The 18419-nt window shown below is 66.7% G+C and carries 17 protein-coding genes; 13 read left to right on the top strand and 4 right to left on the bottom strand.

Annotated features, from left to right (window positions below; translation table 11 throughout):
• Window positions 1-6 precede the first annotated feature (6 nt).
• Window positions 7-219 carry a 50S ribosomal protein L31 gene (gene rpmE / locus N7640_RS06280; RefSeq protein ID WP_220816123.1) on the bottom strand — a complete coding sequence of 71 codons (213 nt, stop codon included), beginning with the start codon at window positions 217-219 and terminating at the stop codon, window positions 7-9.
• A gap of 162 nt (window positions 220-381) precedes the next feature.
• Between rpmE and N7640_RS06285 the strand changes: the two genes are divergently transcribed.
• The 10 genes from N7640_RS06285 (at window position 382) to N7640_RS06330 (ending at window position 13591) form a co-directional block, all read left to right on the top strand.
• Window positions 382-2601: a primosomal protein N' gene (locus tag N7640_RS06285; RefSeq protein ID WP_279901800.1), complete on the top strand. Its 2220-nt coding sequence runs from the start codon at window positions 382-384 to the stop codon at window positions 2599-2601.
• Between the two features lie 625 nt (window positions 2602-3226).
• Complete coding sequence (gene argS, locus N7640_RS06290) at window positions 3227-4966, top strand: arginine--tRNA ligase (protein ID WP_279901798.1); 1740 nt, start codon at window positions 3227-3229, stop codon at window positions 4964-4966.
• Window positions 4967-5653: an SPOR domain-containing protein gene (locus tag N7640_RS06295; protein ID WP_279901796.1), complete on the top strand. Its 687-nt coding sequence runs from the start codon at window positions 4967-4969 to the stop codon at window positions 5651-5653.
• Between the two features lie 95 nt (window positions 5654-5748).
• Entirely contained in the window at window positions 5749-6279 is a 531-nt protein-coding gene (gene hslV / locus N7640_RS06300; RefSeq protein ID WP_279901794.1) for an ATP-dependent protease subunit HslV, read from the top strand.
• A gap of 27 nt (window positions 6280-6306) precedes the next feature.
• Complete coding sequence (hslU, locus tag N7640_RS06305; protein WP_220816128.1) at window positions 6307-7647, top strand: ATP-dependent protease ATPase subunit HslU; 1341 nt, start codon at window positions 6307-6309, stop codon at window positions 7645-7647.
• A gap of 53 nt (window positions 7648-7700) precedes the next feature.
• A complete protein-coding gene (locus N7640_RS06310; RefSeq protein ID WP_279901792.1) occupies window positions 7701-8072 on the top strand; it encodes a DUF971 domain-containing protein in 372 nt (123 codons plus the stop codon).
• A 299-nt stretch (window positions 8073-8371) separates the two neighbouring features.
• Window positions 8372-10051 carry a class II poly(R)-hydroxyalkanoic acid synthase gene (gene phaC, locus N7640_RS06315; RefSeq protein WP_279901791.1) on the top strand — a complete coding sequence of 560 codons (1680 nt, stop codon included), beginning with the start codon at window positions 8372-8374 and terminating at the stop codon, window positions 10049-10051.
• Window positions 10052-10210: 159 nt separating this feature from the next.
• Entirely contained in the window at window positions 10211-11068 is an 858-nt protein-coding gene (gene phaZ / locus N7640_RS06320) for a poly(3-hydroxyalkanoate) depolymerase (protein WP_220816131.1), read from the top strand.
• A gap of 147 nt (window positions 11069-11215) precedes the next feature.
• Window positions 11216-12898 (top strand): class II poly(R)-hydroxyalkanoic acid synthase, encoded by a 1683-nt coding sequence (gene phaC, locus N7640_RS06325; RefSeq protein WP_279901790.1) that lies wholly within the window; start codon window positions 11216-11218, stop codon window positions 12896-12898.
• A gap of 78 nt (window positions 12899-12976) precedes the next feature.
• Window positions 12977-13591: a TetR/AcrR family transcriptional regulator gene (locus N7640_RS06330; protein WP_279901788.1), complete on the top strand. Its 615-nt coding sequence runs from the start codon at window positions 12977-12979 to the stop codon at window positions 13589-13591.
• 82 nt (window positions 13592-13673) lie between these two features.
• Here the strand turns inward: N7640_RS06330 and N7640_RS06335 are convergent, their stop codons facing one another.
• The 3 genes from N7640_RS06335 to N7640_RS06345 all read right to left on the bottom strand — a co-directional run bounded on the left by N7640_RS06335 (window position 13674) and on the right by N7640_RS06345 (window position 15321).
• Complete coding sequence (locus tag N7640_RS06335; protein WP_279901972.1) at window positions 13674-14477, bottom strand: phasin family protein; 804 nt, start codon at window positions 14475-14477, stop codon at window positions 13674-13676.
• A 10-nt stretch (window positions 14478-14487) separates the two neighbouring features.
• Complete coding sequence (locus tag N7640_RS06340) at window positions 14488-14940, bottom strand: phasin family protein (protein ID WP_220816134.1); 453 nt, start codon at window positions 14938-14940, stop codon at window positions 14488-14490.
• Window positions 14941-15042: 102 nt separating this feature from the next.
• On the bottom strand, window positions 15043-15321 hold the full coding sequence (locus N7640_RS06345; protein WP_220816135.1) for a polyhydroxyalkanoic acid system family protein: 279 nt from the start codon (window positions 15319-15321) through the stop codon (window positions 15043-15045).
• A 115-nt stretch (window positions 15322-15436) separates the two neighbouring features.
• On the opposite strand from N7640_RS06345, the gene ubiE reads away from it, so the two are divergent.
• The 3 genes from ubiE to ubiB are packed head-to-tail and all read left to right on the top strand — an operon-like array spanning window position 15437 to window position 18413.
• The gene (ubiE, locus tag N7640_RS06350) at window positions 15437-16207 is read left to right on the top strand and encodes a bifunctional demethylmenaquinone methyltransferase/2-methoxy-6-polyprenyl-1,4-benzoquinol methylase UbiE (protein ID WP_220816136.1); all 771 of its coding nucleotides are present in this window, start codon (window positions 15437-15439) and stop codon (window positions 16205-16207) included.
• Complete coding sequence (locus N7640_RS06355; protein WP_279901786.1) at window positions 16207-16821, top strand: SCP2 sterol-binding domain-containing protein; 615 nt, start codon at window positions 16207-16209, stop codon at window positions 16819-16821. Before ubiE ends, N7640_RS06355 begins: the two co-directional genes overlap by 1 nt.
• On the top strand, window positions 16818-18413 hold the full coding sequence (ubiB, locus tag N7640_RS06360) for a ubiquinone biosynthesis regulatory protein kinase UbiB (protein WP_279901785.1): 1596 nt from the start codon (window positions 16818-16820) through the stop codon (window positions 18411-18413). The genes N7640_RS06355 and ubiB overlap by 4 nt, the downstream gene beginning before the upstream one ends.
• The last annotated feature ends 6 nt before the right edge of the window (window positions 18414-18419 follow it).

The following is an 18419-nucleotide window of genomic DNA, read 5'->3' on the forward strand; positions in this document are numbered from 1 at the left end:
TTCGGCTTACTTGCTGCCGAACACGCCGAAACGCTGCTTGAAGCGATCGATACGGCCGCCGGTATCCAGCATCTTCTGCTTGCCGGTGTAGAACGGGTGGCATTCGGAGCACACGTCCAGGCTCATCGGCTTGCACAGAGTCGAACGGGTCTTGATCACGTTGCCACAGCTGCAGGTTGCAACCATTTCGTCGTACTGCGGATGGATTTCGGCTTTCATCGCTTTTTCCTCGGTTGGGTGTGCCGCCACTCGACTCGCTGCCAAGTACCGCACGGAAATAGGTCGCGCACTATACCAGACCGCCACCCGCGCGCAAGCCGCCACCAGGCCGTGGCGACGTGCGGCCGTGCTAGCATCGCCGCCTCGACCCTGGAGCCCCACGTGCCCGACACCATCCTGCGCCTCGCCCTGCCCTCGCCGCTGCGCCGCCTGTTCGACTACCGCGCCCCCGCGGGCGTGCCCCGTTCGATGCTGCAGCCCGGGGCACGCCTGCGCGTGTCGTTCGGCCGGCGCGAGGTGATCGGCGTGCTGGTGGAGCTGGCGGACACCACCGATGTGCCGCAGGACAAGCTCAAGCCCGCCCTCGAACTGCTGGACCGCAGCCCACCGCTGCCGGCACCGCTGTTCAAGCTGTGCCTGTGGACCGCCCAGTACTACCAGCACAGCCTCGGCGACACCCTGAGCTGGGCGCTGCCGGTGTTGCTGCGCCAGGGCGAACCGGCCGAGGTGCGCCAGGAGCGCTACTGGCATGTGCTCGAAGGCGCCAGCCCGGACGACCCGCGCCTGGCCCGCGCGCCGCGACAGCGCGAGGCGCTGCGCACCCTGGCCCAGCACCACCACGGTGTGCCGCACGCCCTGCTGAGCAAGCTGCAACTGAACAAGGACAGCCTCGACCTGCTGCTGGAAAAGGGCCTGGTGCGCGTCGAGATCCGCCGCAGCGCGCCGCTGGAGCGCCACGGCGGCTGGCTGGCGCAGCCGGAGCTGCCGCTCAACGCCGAGCAGCGCGCCGCCTTCAACGCCGTGCAGTCCGGCCTGGACGGCTTCGGCGCCTATCTCCTGTACGGCGTCACCGGCAGCGGCAAGACCGAGGTCTACCTGCAGCTGATCCGGCGCTGCCTGGAGGCCGGCCGCCAGGCGCTGGTGCTGATCCCGGAGATCAACCTGGGCCCGCAGACGGTGGAGCGTTTTTCCCGGCGCTTCAACGCGCGCATCGCCCTGCTCCATTCCGGGGTCAACGACCGCGAGCGCCTGGATGCCTGGCTGGCCGCCCGCGACGGCGAGGCCGACATCGTCATCGGCACCCGCTCCGCCCTGTTCACACCGCTGAAGAACCCCGGCCTGATCATCGTCGACGAAGAACACGACGCTTCCTACAAACAGCAGGAAGGCCTGCGCTACCACGCCCGCGACCTGGCCCTGGTGCGCGCCCGCCAGGAAAACCTGCCTATCGTCCTCGGTTCCGCCACGCCCTCGCTGGAGAGCCTGCACAACGCCCATGCCGGCCGCTACGCCCTGCTGCGCCTCAACCAGCGCGCCGGCGGCGCGCAGCCGCCGCGCTTCCTGCGCCTGGACGTGAAGAGCCTGCCGCTGGACGCCGGCATCTCCGGCCCGCTGCAACTGGCCATCGGCCAGATCCTGGCAGCTGGCCAGCAGGTGCTGGTATTCCTCAACCGCCGCGGCTTCGCCCCGACCCTGCTGTGCCACGACTGCGGCTGGATCAGCCAGTGCCCGCGCTGCGACGCGCGCATGACCCTGCACCAGCGCCACAATGAGCTGCGCTGCCACCATTGCGGCCACGTCGAGCGCCCGCCGCGCAACTGCCCGGACTGCCAGAAGGTCGACCTGCGCCCGGTCGGCGCCGGCACGGAGCGCGCCGAGGAGCGCCTGGCCCTGCTCTTCCCGCAGTACCCAGTGCTGCGCATCGACCGCGACACCACGGCGCGCAAGGGCGCCATGGACAAACTGTTCGCCACCATCAACAAGGGCGAGCCGTGCATCCTGGTCGGCACCCAGATGCTCGCCAAGGGCCACCACTTCCCGCGCGTCACCCTGGTCGCCATCCTCGACGCCGACGGCGGCCTGTTCTCCGCCGACTTCCGCGCCAGCGAGCGCATGGCCCAGCTCATCGTGCAGGTGGCCGGACGCGCGGGACGCGCCGAAGAGCCGGGCAAGGTGATCATCCAGAGCCACCTGGCCGACCATCCGCTGCTGGTCCAGCTCACCGAGCAGGGCTACCCGGCCTTCGCCGAACAGGCCCTCAGCGAACGGCGCGGCGCCGGCCTGCCGCCCTTCTCCCACCTGGCGCTGCTGCGCGGCGAGGCGCACAAGCCCGGGCAGGCCGAGGCCTTCCTCGACGAGGCCTGCACCTACGCCGAACAGTTGTCCGACGAACTGAAGCTGCCCGGCATCGAACTGCTCGGCCCGGTACCGGCGCCGATGGAGCGCCGCGCCGGCCGCTACCGCGCCCAGCTGCTGCTGCAATGCGCCAGCCGCGCGCCGCTGCACAAACTGCTGGCGCACTGGCTGCCGATCCTCGAGGCCATGCCGGGTGGCCGCGCGGTGCGCTGGTCGCTGGATGTCGACCCGATCGATCTGTTCTAGGCGACAAGCCTCAAGCAAAGCCAGGGTGCGCTTTTCAGAGCAATCAGCTGTAGCAGTCGTGTGCATAACCCAACACGCTGTCGTCCCCACGAAAGCGGGGACTCAGATACACGGTGCCAGCCCCCATGGATTCCCGCCTGCGCGGGAATGACGGAATCTCCTTATCTGCCTTGTCCGTACAGGACATTCGCCGGATTACCTTGCCTGCACCATCAGGACAATCGGGTGACACGCACACCTCATCCCCCCGTCATCCCCGCGAAGGCGGGGATCCAGAGACACGGAGCCAAGCACTCCATGAATTACCGCCTGTGCGGGAATATCGGGATTTCCTACCTACCTTTGTCCAGATAGGCCCTTCCGATTGCCCTGCCTGCACCATCGGAAGAATCGGGTGTAACAGCAACTGCACACACCAACACTTCGTCGTCCCCGCGAAGGCGGGGACCCCAAGTACACACCAATGGATTCCCGCCTGCGCAGGAATGACGGGATTTTCCCTGCCTCCATCCAGGGCCTTCACCCGACTGCCCGGGCATGCTTTTCCTTGCAGCTTGTGGCTTGCAGCTTGCCGCTGCTCTTATAATGCGCAGTTTTCGACCAGCCGCGGCCGACCGAGCAGACCATGAAAGACACGATTCGCCACCTGATCCAGCAAGCACTGGCCCGCCTGACCGCCGAAGGCGTGCTGCCCGAGGGCCTGAGCCCGACGATCCAGGTGGAGAACACCAAGGACAAGAGCCACGGCGATTTCGCCAGCAACATCGCCATGATGCTGGCCAAGCCGGCCGGGCAGAAGCCGCGCGACCTGGCCGAGAAGCTGATCGCCGCGCTGCCGGCCGACGCCGGTATCAGCAAGGTGGAGATCGCCGGTCCCGGCTTCCTCAATTTCTTCCAGAACAGCGACGCCCTGGCCGAGCGCCTGGAGGCCGCCCTGGCCGACGCCAGCCTGGGCGTGCGCAAGAACGGCCCGGCGCAGCGCGTGGTGGTCGACCTGTCAGCGCCGAACCTGGCCAAGGAAATGCACGTCGGCCACCTGCGCTCGACCATCATCGGCGACGGCGTGGCCCGGGTGCTGGAGTTTCTCGGCGACACCGTGATCCGGCAGAACCACGTCGGCGACTGGGGCACCCAGTTCGGCATGCTGCTGGCCTACATGCAGGAAAACCCGATCGCCGCGGAAAGCGAGCTGTCCGACCTGGAAGGCTTCTACCGCGCGGCCAAGAAGCGCTTCGACGACTCCGCCGAGTTCGCCGACCGCGCCCGCGAGCTGGTGGTCAAGCTGCAGGCCGGCGATGCCGAGTGCCTGCGCCTGTGGAACCGCTTCAACGACATCTCCCTGTCACACTGCCAGGCGCTCTACGACCGCCTCGGCGTCAAGCTGAGCATGGCCGACGTCAAGGGCGAGAGCGCCTACAACGACGACCTGGCCAACGTGGTCGCCGACCTGCGGGCCAAGGGCCTGCTGACCGAGGACAATGGCGCCCAGTGCGTGTTCATGGACGAGTTCAGGAACTCCGAGGGCAACCCGCTGCCGTTGATCGTGCAGAAGGCCGGTGGCGGCTACCTGTACGCCACCACCGACCTGGCCGCGACCCGCTACCGCGCCAACGTGCTCAAGGCCGACCGCGCGCTGTACTTCGTCGACCAACGCCAGGCCCTGCACTTCCAGATGGTGTTCGCCGCCGCGCGCCTGGCCGGCTTCGTGCCCGCCGGCTTCGAGATGGAGCACATGGGCTTCGGCACCATGAACGGCCCGGACGGCCGCCCGTTCAAGACCCGCGACGGCGGCACCGTGAAACTGGTCGAGCTGCTCGACGAAGCCGAGCAGCGCGCCTACGCCCTGGTCAAGGACAAGAACCCCGACCTCGACGAGGACGAACTGCGCGAGATCGCCCGCGTGGTGGGCATCGCCTCGGTGAAGTACGCCGACCTGTCCAAGCACCGCACCAGCGACTACAGCTTCAACTTCGAGCTGATGCTGAGCTTCGAGGGCAACACCGCGCCCTACCTGCTGTACGCCTACACCCGCGTGGCCAGCGTGTTCCGCAAGCTGGGCAAGGGCGTGGACGAAATCGACGGGCGCATCGCCCTGGTCGCCGAGCAGGAGCAGGCCCTGGGCGCCAAGCTGGCACAGTTCAATGAACTGCTTGGCAGCGTCGCCGAGAAAGGCACCCCGCACCTGCTGTGCAGCTACCTGTACGACCTGGCCGGGCTGTTCTCCAGTTTCTACGAGAACTGCCCGATCCTCACCGCCGAGGACGAGGCCACCCGCGACAGCCGCCTGCGCCTGGCCGCGCTGACCGGCCGCACCCTCAAGCAGGGCCTGGAACTGCTCGGCCTGGAAACCCTGGAGCGCATGTAAGTGGCGACCAAGAAGAAGCCCGCGCCCAAGCGCGGCGCCAGCCGCTACCAGGCGCCGGCGAAGAAGCCCGTACCGGGCTGGGTCTGGCTGGTCTGCGGCCTGGTCATCGGCGGTTTCTTCATGTTCCTGTTCAGCCTGGAGCCGGGCCGGGAAGACGTGAAGCGGGCCAAGCCGGAAGAGCAGAAGCGCACCGCGCCCGAGCCGCAGAAGAAGCCCCAGGCCGCGCCCGAGCCGGCCAAGCCGAAGTACGACTTCTACACCCTGCTGCCGGAGTCCGAGGTCATCGTGCCGCCGGACGCCCTGCCGCCGGCCGACGCGCCCAAGCCGCCGGAACAGAAGCCGGTGACGCCGGAGGAGGCCGCCAAGATCGACGCCGCCCGCGCCCAGGCCGCGCTCAACGGCGAGACCCCGCCCCCGCCGCCAGTGGTGGCCAAGGCGCCGGTCACCACCCAGTTCTTCCTGCAGGCCGGCTCGTTCCGCAAGCGCGAGGACGCCGACAAGGTGCGCGCGCAGATCCTCCTGCTCGGCCAGAACGTGCAGGTGGAGTCCGGCAAGGTTCGCGAGGAAACCTGGCACCGCGTGCTGGTCGGCCCCTACGCCAACCGCGAGCAACTGGCCGGCGCGCAGAAGCAGCTGGCCGGCAGCGGCTTCAGCAACCTGCTGTTACAGCAGCGCCAGTCCCGCTGAACCGCGTTCGACGCCCGCCCGGTTGAAAAGCCGGGCCGGGCACCCCATCTGATCTCCATTCGGGCACATCGCCCCGCTGCGTGGAGATCCACCCCTTGACCACCATCGTTTCAGTCCGCCGCAACGGCAAAGTCGTCATGGGCGGCGACGGCCAGGTATCCCTCGGCAACACCGTGATGAAGGGCAACGCCAAGAAGGTCCGTCGCCTCTACCACGGCCAGGTGCTGGCCGGCTTCGCCGGCGCCACCGCCGACGCCTTCACCCTGTTCGAGCGCTTCGAGGGCCAGTTGGAGAAACACCAGGGCCACCTGGTGCGGGCCGCCGTCGAGCTGGCCAAGGACTGGCGCACCGACCGCTCGCTGAGCCGCCTGGAAGCGATGCTGGCCGTGGCCAACAAGGACGCCTCGCTGATCATCACCGGCAACGGCGACGTGGTCGAACCCGAGCACGGCCTGATCGCCATGGGTTCCGGCGGCGGCTTCGCCCAGGCCGCAGCCCTCGCGCTGCTGCAGAAGACCAAGCTGTCCGCCCGCGAAATCACCGAGGCGGCATTGAACATTGCCGGCTCCATCTGTGTCTTCACTAACCAGAATCTGACTATCGAAGAGGAAGACTGCGCTGAGTAAGCGCGGTTTCTGCTGGAGCAAGCCTGCATGTCCATGACGCCCCGCGAGATCGTTTCCGAGCTCAACCGCCACATCATCGGCCAGGACGACGCCAAGCGCGCCGTGGCCATCGCCCTGCGCAACCGCTGGCGGCGCATGCAGCTGCCGGCCGAACTGCGCCAGGAAGTGACGCCGAAGAACATCCTGATGATCGGCCCCACCGGCGTCGGCAAGACCGAGATCGCCCGGCGCCTGGCCAAGCTGGCCAACGCGCCCTTCCTCAAGGTGGAAGCGACCAAGTTCACCGAGGTCGGCTACGTCGGCCGCGACGTCGAATCCATCATCCGCGACCTGGCCGACAACGCGCTCAAGCTGCTGCGCGAGCAGGAAGTGCAGAAGATGAGCCACCGCGCCGAGGACGCCGCCGAGGAGCGTATCCTCGACGCCCTGCTACCGCCGCCGCGCGCCGGCTTCAACGAAGACCCGGCACCGAGCCAGGACTCCAACACCCGCCAGCTGTTCCGCAAGCGCCTGCGTGAAGGCCAGCTGGACGACAAGGAGATCGACATCGAGGTGGCCGAGCAGCCGGCCGGCGTCGAGATCATGACCCCGCCGGGCATGGAGGAGATGACCAGCCAGCTGCAGAACCTGTTCTCCGGCCTGACTAAGGGCAAGAAGAAGACCCGCAAGCTCAAGGTCAGGGAAGCCTTCAAGCTGGTCCGCGACGAGGAAGCCGCGCGCCTGGTCAACGAGGAAGACCTCAAGGCCCGCGCCCTTGAAGCGGTCGAGCAGCACGGCATCGTGTTCATCGACGAGATCGACAAGGTCGCCAAGCGCGCCAACGTCGGCGGCGCCGACGTGTCCCGCGAAGGCGTGCAGCGCGACCTGCTGCCGCTGATCGAGGGCTGCACCGTCAACACCAAGCTGGGCATGGTCAAGACCGACCACATCCTGTTCATCGCCTCGGGCGCCTTCCACCTGGCCAAGCCCAGCGACCTGGTGCCGGAACTGCAGGGCCGCCTGCCGATCCGCGTCGAGCTGAAGGCGCTGTCGCCGCAGGACTTCGAGCGCATCCTCACCGAACCCCACGCGGCGCTGACCGAGCAGTACAGCGAACTGCTCAAGACCGAGGGGCTGAACATCGAGTTCGCCGCCGACGGCATCAAGCGCATCGCCGAGATCGCCTGGCAGGTCAACGAGAAGACCGAGAACATCGGCGCCCGCCGCCTGCACACCCTGCTCGAGCGCCTGCTGGAGGAAGTCTCCTTCAGCGCCGGCGATCTGGCCGGCCAGCAGAACGGCGAACCGATCCGCATCGACGCCGACTACGTCAACGGCCACCTGGGCGAACTGGCGCAGGACGAGGATCTGTCGCGCTACATTCTCTGATGCGCGCGCGGGATGGATAATGCGTTATCCACCCCGCTTCAGGACTCCCCGCGATGCGCATGCCCACCGCCATCAAACTGCACAAGGCCTCCCGCACCCTGGAGCTGGTCTATGGTGACGAGCGCTACAGCCTCGGCGCCGAATTCCTGCGCGTGCACTCGCCCTCGGCCGAAGTGCAGGGCCACGGCCGGCCCATCCTCCAGCACGGCAAGCAGGGCGTGGCGCTGGAGCGCGTCGAGCCGGCCGGCAACTACGCACTGAAACTGTGCTTCGACGATGGCCACGACAGCGGCCTCTACACCTGGGACTACCTCTACCAGCTCGCCACCCGTCAGGACACGCTGTGGGCCGACTACCTGCACGAACTCGAGCAGGCCGGCAAATCCCGCGATCCGGACGAGTCGGTCGTCAGACTGATGCTCTAGTTCCGCTCGCGATCGCTCTGTCTCGCACCTCCGCCATATCCACGTCACACCTAGGGCGCATTTTCTAATCGTGCCCGGCATACTCCCGCGCGCCGCGCATTCGGTACTCGCGAACTTGCGCAAAAATGGAAACTCGGGTAACCAAGGAACTGGCAGGTTCCATGCATTTGCCCAGCGCAAATGCGAAGAAAGCGCGGAGTTGGCTCCGCACCCGGTAAACCCGAGCAGTACCAGCCCTTCGCCCTGTGCCGTCACACAGCTGCAGTTGGTATTCGTCTCAGGACAATGGAGCGTCGTAGATGACCCAAAAGAATAATGATGACCTGCATCGCCAAGCCTCGGAAAACACCTTGGGCCTGAACCCGGTGATCGGCTTGCGCGGCAAGGATCTACTCACTTCTGCCCGGATGGTGCTGGCCCAGGCCATCAAGCAACCCTTTCACAGCGCCAAGCACGTCACTCACTTCGCCCTTGAGCTGAAGAACGTGGTGCTCGGCCAGTCCACCCTGGCCCCCGACGCCGACGACCGTCGCTTCAGCGACCCGGCCTGGAGCCAGAACCCGCTGTACCGCCGCTACCTGCAGACCTACCTGGCCTGGCGCAAGGAGCTGCACGAGTGGATCGAGGACAGCAACCTCTCCGAACAGGACGCCAGCCGTGGCCACTTCGTCATCAACCTGATGACCGAAGCCATGGCGCCGACCAACAGCATGGCCCACCCGGCGGCCGTCAAGCGCTTCTTCGAAACCGGCGGCAAGAGCCTGCTCGATGGCCTCTCCCACCTGGCCAAGGACATCGTCAACAACGGCGGCATGCCCAGCCAGGTGAAGATGGACGCCTTCGAGGTCGGTAAGAACCTGGCCACCAGCGAAGGCGCTGTGATCTTCCGCAACGACCTGCTGGAGCTGATCCAGTACAAGCCCATCACCGAGCAGGTGCATGAGCGCCCGCTGCTGGTGGTGCCGCCGCAGATCAACAAGTTCTACGTGTTCGACCTGTCGCCGGAGAAGAGCGTCGCCCGCTTCCTCCTGCGCAACGGCGTGCAGACCTTCGTGGTGAGCTGGCGCAACCCGACCAAGGCGCAGCGCGAATGGGGCCTGTCGACCTACATCGAGGCGCTCAAGGAAGCCGTCGACGTGGTCACCGCCATCACCGGCAGCAAGGACGTCAACCTGCTCGGCGCCTGCTCCGGCGGCATCACCATCTCTTCGCTGCTCGGCCACTACGCCGCCACCGGCGAGCAGAAGGTCAACTCGATGACCCTGCTGGTCAGCGTGCTCGACACCAAGCTGGACACCCAGGTCGCCCTGTTCGCCGACGAGAAGACCCTCGAGGCCGCCAAGCGCCGCTCCTATCAGTCAGGTGTGCTGGAAGGCAAGGACATGGCGAAAGTCTTCGCCTGGATGCGCCCCAACGACCTGATCTGGAACTACTGGGTCAACAACTACCTGCTGGGCAACGAGCCGCCGGTGTTCGACATCCTCTACTGGAACAACGACACCACCCGCCTGCCCGCCGCCCTGCACGGCGACCTGATCGAACTGTTCAAGACCAACCCCCTGACCCGCGCCGGCGCCCTGGAGGTCTGCGGCACGCCGATCGACCTCAAGCAGGTCACCAGCGACATCTACTGCGTGGCCGGCACCACCGACCACATCACCCCGTGGGAAGCCTGCTACAAGTCCTCGCTGCTGTTCGGCGGCAAGGTCGAGTTCGTGCTCTCCAACAGCGGCCACATCCAGAGCATCCTCAACCCGCCGGGCAACCCCAAGGCGCGCTTCTCCACCAACAGCGAGCAGGCCGCGACCTCCAAGCAGTGGCTGGAACATGCGACCAAGCACGCCGACTCCTGGTGGCTGCACTGGCAGCAATGGCTGGCCGAACGCTCGGGCAAGCTGAAGAAGGCGCCCACCAGCCTGGGTAACAAGGCCCACGCGCCAGGCGAAGCCTCGCCGGGGACCTACGTGCACGAACGCTGAAACCGGCAACGCTGCTCCTTGCGCAGTACTGCCCGCGGCACCCGGACGTGCCGCACGCCGCCCAGGCCAGTGGCCCGGGCGGCGCCCGCCAAGCGGCGGGAGACTGGCGAGCGGCCCCGGAAGGTCGCTCTCCGCTGATCCATGTATAGGGCCTAGTGCATGCCGCAACCTTTCGTATTTCGCACCATCGAGCTGGATGGCCAGACCATCCGCACCGCGGTCCGCCCGGGCAGCAGCAGCCTGACGCCATTGCTGATCTTCAACGGCATCGGCGCCAACCTCGAGCTGGTCATGCCCTTCGTCCGCGCGCTCGACCCGGACCTGGAGGTGATCGCCTTCGATGTCCCCGGTGTCGGCGGCTCGTCGACACCGTCCACACCCTACCGTTTCCCCGGCCTGGCCAAGCTGGCCGCACGCATGCTCGACTACCTGGACTACGGCCAGGTCAACGCCATCGGCGTCTCCTGGGGCGGCGCGCTGGCGCAACAGTTCGCCCACGACTACCCGGAACGCTGCAAGAAGCTGGTGCTGGCCGCCACCTCGGCCGGCGCCGTGATGGTGCCGGGCAAGCCCAAGGTGCTCTGGCGCATGGCCAGCCCGCGGCGCTACATCCAGCCGTCCTACGGCGTGCACATCGCACCGGACATCTACGGTGGTGCCTTCCGCCGCGATCCCAAGCTGGCCCTGGCGCATGCCAGCAAGGTGCGTTCCGGCGGCAAGATGGGCTATTACTGGCAGCTGTTCGCCGGCCTCGGCTGGACCAGCATCCACTGGCTGCATCGCATTCGCCAGCCTACCCTGGTACTGGCCGGCGACGATGACCCGCTCATCCCGCTGGTCAACATGCGCCTGCTCGCCTGGCGCATCCCCAACTCGGAACTTCACGTCATCGACGACGGTCACCTGTTCCTCGTGACGCGCGCCGAAGCGGTGGCGCCTATCATCATGAAATTCCTCCAGGAGGAACGGCAGCGTGCGGTGATGCATCCGCAGCCGCAGCCCGTTCGCAGTCACTGATCGCCCGGCTCCGGCACGCTTCGCCCCCGAACGGGGCATGCCGGACAGGGATGATTTTTGCGCGGCAGTCTGGAATGCTCTCCGGCGCGCCTTGGTACAAGCCTTGCTGTCACCGGATGTGACAGTTCGACGACGGAGCCTGCCCTCATGCGAGACAAGACTGCACCGGGATCCATGCCGGTCCCCGCACACTTCATGAACGCGCAAAGCGCGATGGTCGGCCTGCGCGGCCGCGATCTCTTTTCCACGCTGCGCAACCTGGCGTTCCAAGGACTGCGCCAACCGGTGCACAGCACGCGACACCTGCTGTCGTTCGGCAGACAACTGGGCCGGGTGATGCTCGGCGACACACCGCACCAGCCCAACCCGCAGGACCAGCGCTTCGCCGACCCCACCTGGCACCTCAACCCCTTCTACCGACGCACCCTGCAGGCCTACCTGGCCTGGCAGAAGCAGCTCAAGGCCTGGATCGACGAGAGCGACCTGTCGCCGGACGACCGCACTCGCGCGCACTTCCTGTTCGCCCTGCTCAACGACGCCCTGGCGCCCACCAACACCCTGCTCAACCCGCTGGCGCTCAAGGAGCTGTTCAACAGCGGCGGCAGCAGCGCGGTGCGTGGCCTGCGCCACATGCTCGACGACTTGCTACACAACAGCGGCATGCCACGGCAGGTCAACAAGCAGGCCTTCGAGATCGGCCGCAACCTGGCCACCACCCCGGGCTCGGTGGTGTTCCGCTGCGAGCTGTTCGAACTGATCCACTACAAGCCGATGAGCGAGAAGCAGTACCAGCGCCCGCTGCTGGTGGTGCCGCCGCAGATCAACAAGTTCTACATCTTCGACCTCAGCCCGGAGAAGAGCTTCATCCAGTACTGCCTGAAGAACGGCCTGCAGGTGTTCATGATCAGCTGGCGCAACCCGGATGCACGCCACCGCGAATGGGGCCTGTCGAGCTACGTCCAGGCGGTGGACGACGCCACCGAGGTGTGCCGCGCGATCACCGGCAGCAAGGAAGTGAACCTGCTCGGCGCCTGCGCCGGCGGCCTGACCATCGCCGCGCTGCAGGGCCACCTGCAGGCCAAGCGCCAGCTGCGCAAGGTCGGTTGCGCCACCTACCTGGTCAGCCTGATGGACGCCCAAGTCGAAAGCCCGGCAATGCTGTTCGCCGACGAGCAGACCCTGGAATCGGCCAAGCGCCGCTCCTACCAGAGCGGCGTGCTGGACGGCCGCGACATGGCCCGGGTGTTCGCCTGGATGCGCCCCAACGACCTGATCTGGAACTACTGGGTCAACAACTACCTGATGGGCAAGGAACCGCCGGCCTTCGACATCCTCTACTGGAACAACGACAACACCCGCCTGCCAGCCGCGTTGCACGGCGACCTGCTCGACCTGTTCAAGCACAACCCGCTGACCCGAAGCGGCGGCCTGGAGGTGTGCGGCACGCCGATCGACCTGTCCAAGGTCAACCTGGACAGCTTCAGCGTCGCCGGCATCAACGACCACATCACCCCCTGGGACACGGTCTACCGCTCAGCCCTGCTGCTGGGCGGCAACAGCCGCTTCATCCTGTCCAACAGCGGGCACATCCAGAGCATCCTCAACCCGCCGGGCAACCCCAAGGCCAACTACTTCGAGAACGGCAAGCTGACCAGCGACCCGCGCGCCTGGTACTACGACGCGGAGAAGAAGGAAGGCAGCTGGTGGCCGCAGTGGCTGGAATGGATCCAGCAGCGCTCGGGTGAACAGCGCGAGACCATCTTCAGCGTCGGCAGCAACAAGTACCCAGCCATGGAGGCGGCACCCGGCATCTACGTGCATGTTCGCTGAGCCGCCGACAAAGCACTGGCCGAGCGACCGCCCGGCCAGTTATCGTCGCTGCTCCGGCGGCCAGAACAAGATCATGGAATGAAGACCCGCGACCGCATCCTCGAATGCGCCCTGCAGCTGTTCAACGAGCAGGGCGAACCGAACGTCTCGACCCTCGAGATCGCCACCGAGATGGGCATCAGCCCGGGCAACCTCTATTACCACTTCCATGGCAAGGAGCCGCTGGTGATGGAGCTGTTCGAGCGCTTCCAGCACGAACTGGCGCCGCTGCTCGACCCACCCGCGGAAGCCGAACTGGGCGCCGAGGACTACTGGCTGTTCCTGCACCTGATCGTCGAGCGGCTGGCCCAGTACCGCTTCCTGTTCCAGGACCTGTCCAACCTCTCCGGCCGCCTGCCCAGGCTGGCCCGTGGCATCCGCCAGTGGCTCAACCTGCTCAAGCGCACCCTGGCCAGCCTGCTGGCGCGACTCAAGGCCCAGGACCAGCTGCGCAGCGACACCGAGGCGCTCGGCCAACTGGTCGAGCAGATCACCCTGACCCTGCTGTTCTCCCTGGACTACCAGCGCATCCTCGGCGCGGACGGCGAAGTGCGGCTGGTGGTGTTCCAGGTGATGATGCTGGTCGCCCCGCACCTCACCGACGAATCGCGCCACGCCGCCGAGCGCATTGCCCGCCGCTACCTCGAAGCCTGAGCTAACTCGAAGCCTGAGGCTTTCCGCTCCCTGAAATGCAAACGCCCGGCACTGGGCCGGGCGTTTGCACATCCTGAAAGAATCAGGACGGAGTTGCGGGCGTCGCCGGTGCGGCGGCCGGAGCTGCCGGTGCAGCAGCCGGAGCCGGTGCCGGAGCAGCGGGCTTGGCGGCAGCGGCCGGTTTGGCGGCCGGCTTCGGCGCGGCGGGTTTCTTCACCGCTGGCTTCTTCGCGGCAGCCGGCTTGGCGGCCGGTTTCGCAGCGGGCTTGGCCGCAGGCTTCGCGGCAGCTTTCGCCACCGGTTTGACCGCAGGCTTCGCTGCCGGCTTGGCAGCCGCTTTCGCAGCAGGCTTGGCGGCGGGTTTGGCCGCAGGCTTGACGGCCGGCTTCGCGGCAGCGGGCTTGACCGACTTCACCGAAACGCCGGTGAGCTTCTCGATCTGCTTGGTCAGGCTGTCGACCTTGGTCTGCAGCGCCTTCACCTCATTGCGGCTGGGCACGCCCAGACGGGAGATGGCGCTGTTCAGGCGCTTGTCGAAGGCCTCTTCCAGCTCGTTCCACTTGCCCAGGGCCTTGCCCTTGACCTCGTCGACCTTCGACTTGGCCGAACCGACGGTGGTGCCGACGCTGGACTTGACCACGTCCAGTTGCTTGTCGACTTCGGTCTTGGCCTTCTTCTCAGCCTTCTCGCCATCCTTGACCAGGCCATCGAACAGCTTGTTGCCGTCCTTGCTGATCTTGGAATAGGCGCCGAGGCCGGCCAGCCAGATCTGCCGCGAGTAGTTCTCGATCTCGCCGATCCAGGAATTGCTTTCCTTCTTGGCAGCCGGCTTCTTCACTGCCGGTTTTGCCGCCGGTTTTACCGCGGTAGTTTTCTTAACAGCCATCCTGCTCTCCTTATTGGGTACGCGCCACTCGCTCAAGCAAAGCATTCAACTCGTCCAGCTTAGCAGAGAGTGCCTCAACATCCTGCTTGGAGGGAATACCCAGGCGGTTGAGCGCGCTGGCGACACGATTGTCGAAGGCCTTCTCGATCTTGTCGAATTGCACTTCGACCTTGCCTTTGACTTCGGAAACGCTGTTTTTGACGGTCTTGATCTGAGTTTCGATCTGGCTGTTGGCGGCATCGACCTGCTCGTTCACCAGTTTCTTGCCTTGCTTCTCGACGCCCTCGCCGGCCTTGACCAGCTCCTTGAAGTAGTCGACGCCCTCGGCACCGGCCTTGGCATAGGCACCCAGGCCCGCCAGCCATACCCGACGGGCATAGGCTTTGACATCGGTGAGAACGGTAGCTTTGTCTTCGACTTTCGCGACTACGGCTTTCTTCTTGGCGGCAACTTTAGTGGCCATGGTGCACCTCACGTTCAAAGTGATGGACTGGTCGTCCCTTTCCAGGACGTGAGCGCAAGGTAGTGGGAAAAATTAGAAATCACATACTAGGGGCGCGGCACCTCAGGCCTGGAGGTGCTTGTCGAGGGTCTCCTCGATCTCGCGGCGGATGGTGCCGCCGAGCGCGGACAGCAGCAGGCCGAGCTTCAGCTCCACGCGCACGCTGTCGGCGGCCACGTCGATATGGCCATCGGCGCCGCTGCGCTTGAACTGCAGGCTGTCGCCGTTCCAGCGGTATTTCACGTCGTACTCGCTGGCCAGGCGCTGGGCCAGCGCCTCGGCCTTCTTGCGGGCGGCGGCGAGGCCCAGGGAATGGGTGCGTTCGACGGTGATGCGGGACATGGGCGACTCCTGCTGCGACCTTGTGTCACGCGACTATATCAGCTCCACCCCGCGCCAAGACAAAGGCCGGCCACGGGTTTAGAATGGCCGCCACTTCGATTCAGGTGACGGCGACATGAACGATCCGCGCAAGGCTCCAGAGCAGGAAAAGACCACCCACTTCGGCTTCCAGGACGTTCCGGAAAGCCAGAAGGCGGAGAAGGTCGCCGAAGTCTTCCACTCGGTCGCGGCCAAGTACGACCTGATGAACGACGTGCTCTCCGGCGGCCTGCACCGGTTGTGGAAGCGCTTCACCATCGAGCTGTCCGGCGTGCGCCCGGGCAATCGCGTGCTGGACATCGCCGGCGGCACCGGCGACCTCACCCGCCAGTTCTCCCGCCTGGTCGGCCCGACCGGCGAGGTGGTGCTGGCCGACATCAACGACTCGATGCTCAAGGTCGGCCGCGACCGCCTGCTGGACAAGGGCGTGGCCGGCAATGTCGCCTTCGTCCAGGCCGACGCCGAGGCGCTGCCCTTCCCGGACAACCACTTCGACGTGGTCACCATCGCCTTCGGCCTGCGCAACGTGACACGCAAGGAAAACGCCCTGCGCTCCATGCTGCGCGTGCTCAAGCCGGGCGGCCGCCTGCTGGTGCTGGAGTTCTCCAAGCCCGGCAACCCGCTGCTGGCCAAGGCCTACGATACCTATTCGTTCAGCTTCATGCCGCTGGCCGGCAAGCTGATCACCAACGACTCTGACAGCTACCGCTACCTGGCCGAATCGATCCGCATGCACCCGGACCAGGAAACCCTCAAGGCGATGATGGTCGAGGCCGGTTTCGAGCGCGTCACCTACCACAACATGACCGGCGGTATCGTCGCCCTGCATCGCGGTATCAAGCCCTGATGCTGATCACCGGGCTGCTGGCCGGCGTCGAGCAGGGCCTCAACCGCGTGCTGCAGATGGACAGCACCGCGCTGCCGCGCCTGGCCCGGCTGGAAGGCAAGGTGATCGAGGTCGACTGCCAGAACCCGGCGCTCAAGCTGTTCATCCTACCTGGCGCGGACGGCCTGCAACTGGCCGGCCAATGGGGCGATGCCGACTGCGTGCTCAGCGCCCCGGCCGGCAGCCTGCTGCGCCTGGCCCTGGCCAGGGACAAGACCGCCATCCTGCACCGCCCGGAAGTCGTCCTGAGCGGCGACAGCGCCGTGCTGCTGGAGCTGGCCGGCATCCTCCAGGACCTGGAACTGGACTGGGAATACGAACTCTCGCGCTGGCTCGGCCCGGTCGGCAGCCAACTGCTCGCCGGCCACCTGCGCAGCCGTGCGGGCTGGGTCGGCGACAGCCTGGACAGCCTGCGCCAGACCCTGGCCGACTACCTGGCCGAGGAGTCGCGCAGCCTGGTCGGCGAGCGCGAAGCCCAGGCCCGCTTCGACGAACTGGACGACCTCAAGCTGGCCCTCGACCGCCTCGACGCGCGCATCGACCGCCTCGCCCGCAACCTGAACAAGAACCCATGAGCCTGCTCGCTGCCCGCCGCCTGTTGCGCATTCTGCGCGTGGTCATCCGCTATCGCCTGGACGACCTGTTGCTGACCCTGCCGCTGCCCACCTGGATGCGCGCCCTGCGCTTCGCCCTGCCCTGGCGCTGGCTGCCGCGCCAGCCGCTCGAGCGCAGCCGCGGTGAAGCCTTGCGCCTGGCGCTGGAAGACCTCGGCCCGATCTTCATCAAGTTCGGCCAGCTGCTGTCCACCCGCCGCGACCTGCTGCCGCCGGATGTGGCCGACGAACTGGCACGCCTGCAGGATCAGGTGCCGCCCTTCGACCCGGCACACGCGGTGGCGCTGATCGAACAGCAGCTCGGCGTGAGCATCGACGCCGCATTCGCCCGCTTCGACGTCGCCCCGCTGGCCTCCGCATCGGTGGCCCAGGTTCACGCGGCGCAGCTCAAGAGCGGCGAGGAGGTGGTGGTCAAGGTGATCCGCCCCGGCCTGCGGCCGATCATCCGCTCCGACCTGGCCTGGCTGTTCCTCGCCGCACGCATCGCCGAGAAGGCCTCGGCCGACGCCCGTCGCCTGCGCCCGGTGGAAGTGGTGGCCGACTACGAGAAGACCATCTACGACGAACTCGACCTGCTGCGCGAGGCGGCCAACGCCAGCCAGCTGCGGCGCAACTTCGAGGGTTCGCCGCTGCTCTACGTGCCTCAGGTGCACTGGGACTGGTGCCGGCCCAAGGTGCTGGTGATGGAGCGCATCTACGGCGTGCCGGTGACCGACCTGGCGACCCTGGCCGACCAGCGCACCAACATGAAGCTGCTGGCCGAGCGCGGCGTGGAAATCTTCTTCACCCAGGTGTTCCGCGACAGCTTCTTCCACGCCGACATGCACCCCGGCAACATCTTCGTCGCCACCCGCACGCCCTGGAGCCCGCAGTACATCGCCATCGACTGCGGCATCGTCGGCAGCCTCACCGACGAGGACCAGGACTACCTGGCGCGCAACCTGCTAGCCTTCTTCAAGCGCGACTACCGCAAGGTGGCGCAGCTGCACATCGACTCCGGCTGGGTGCCGGCGGAAACCAAGGTCAACGAGTTCGAGGCGGCCATCCGCACCGTCTGCGAGCCGATCTTCGAGAGGCCGCTGAAAGACATCTCCTTCGGCCAGCTGCTGCTGCGCCTGTTCCAGACCGCGCGCCGCTTCAACATGGAAGTGCAGCCGCAGTTGGTCCTGCTGCAGAAGACCCTGCTCAACATCGAGGGCCTGGGCCGCCAGCTGTACCCGGACCTGGACCTGTGGAACACCGCGCAGCCGTTCCTCGAGCGCTGGATGCGCGAGCGGGTCAGCCCGCGCAACCTGCTGCACAACCTGCAGACCCAGGTCGAGCAGGTGCCGCACCTCGCCAACATGACCCGTGACCTGCTCGAACGCATGAGCCAGCCCCACGCCAGCGACCCGCCGGCGCCGTGGCGCGAGCAGCGCAACCCGTGGCCGCTGCGCCTGCTCGGCGCGGCGTTGGTGGCTGGCGGCGTCAGCCAGGGGCTGGTGCTCGCCCCGGCGGCCTGGGCCGCCTGGCTCAGCCTCGGCGCCGGCCTGGCATTGATCCTGCGCCGATAGCCAGTG

The organism is Pseudomonas sp. GD04015 (assembly GCF_029837675.1).
GTDB classification, from domain to species: domain Bacteria; phylum Pseudomonadota; class Gammaproteobacteria; order Pseudomonadales; family Pseudomonadaceae; genus Aquipseudomonas; species Aquipseudomonas paralcaligenes.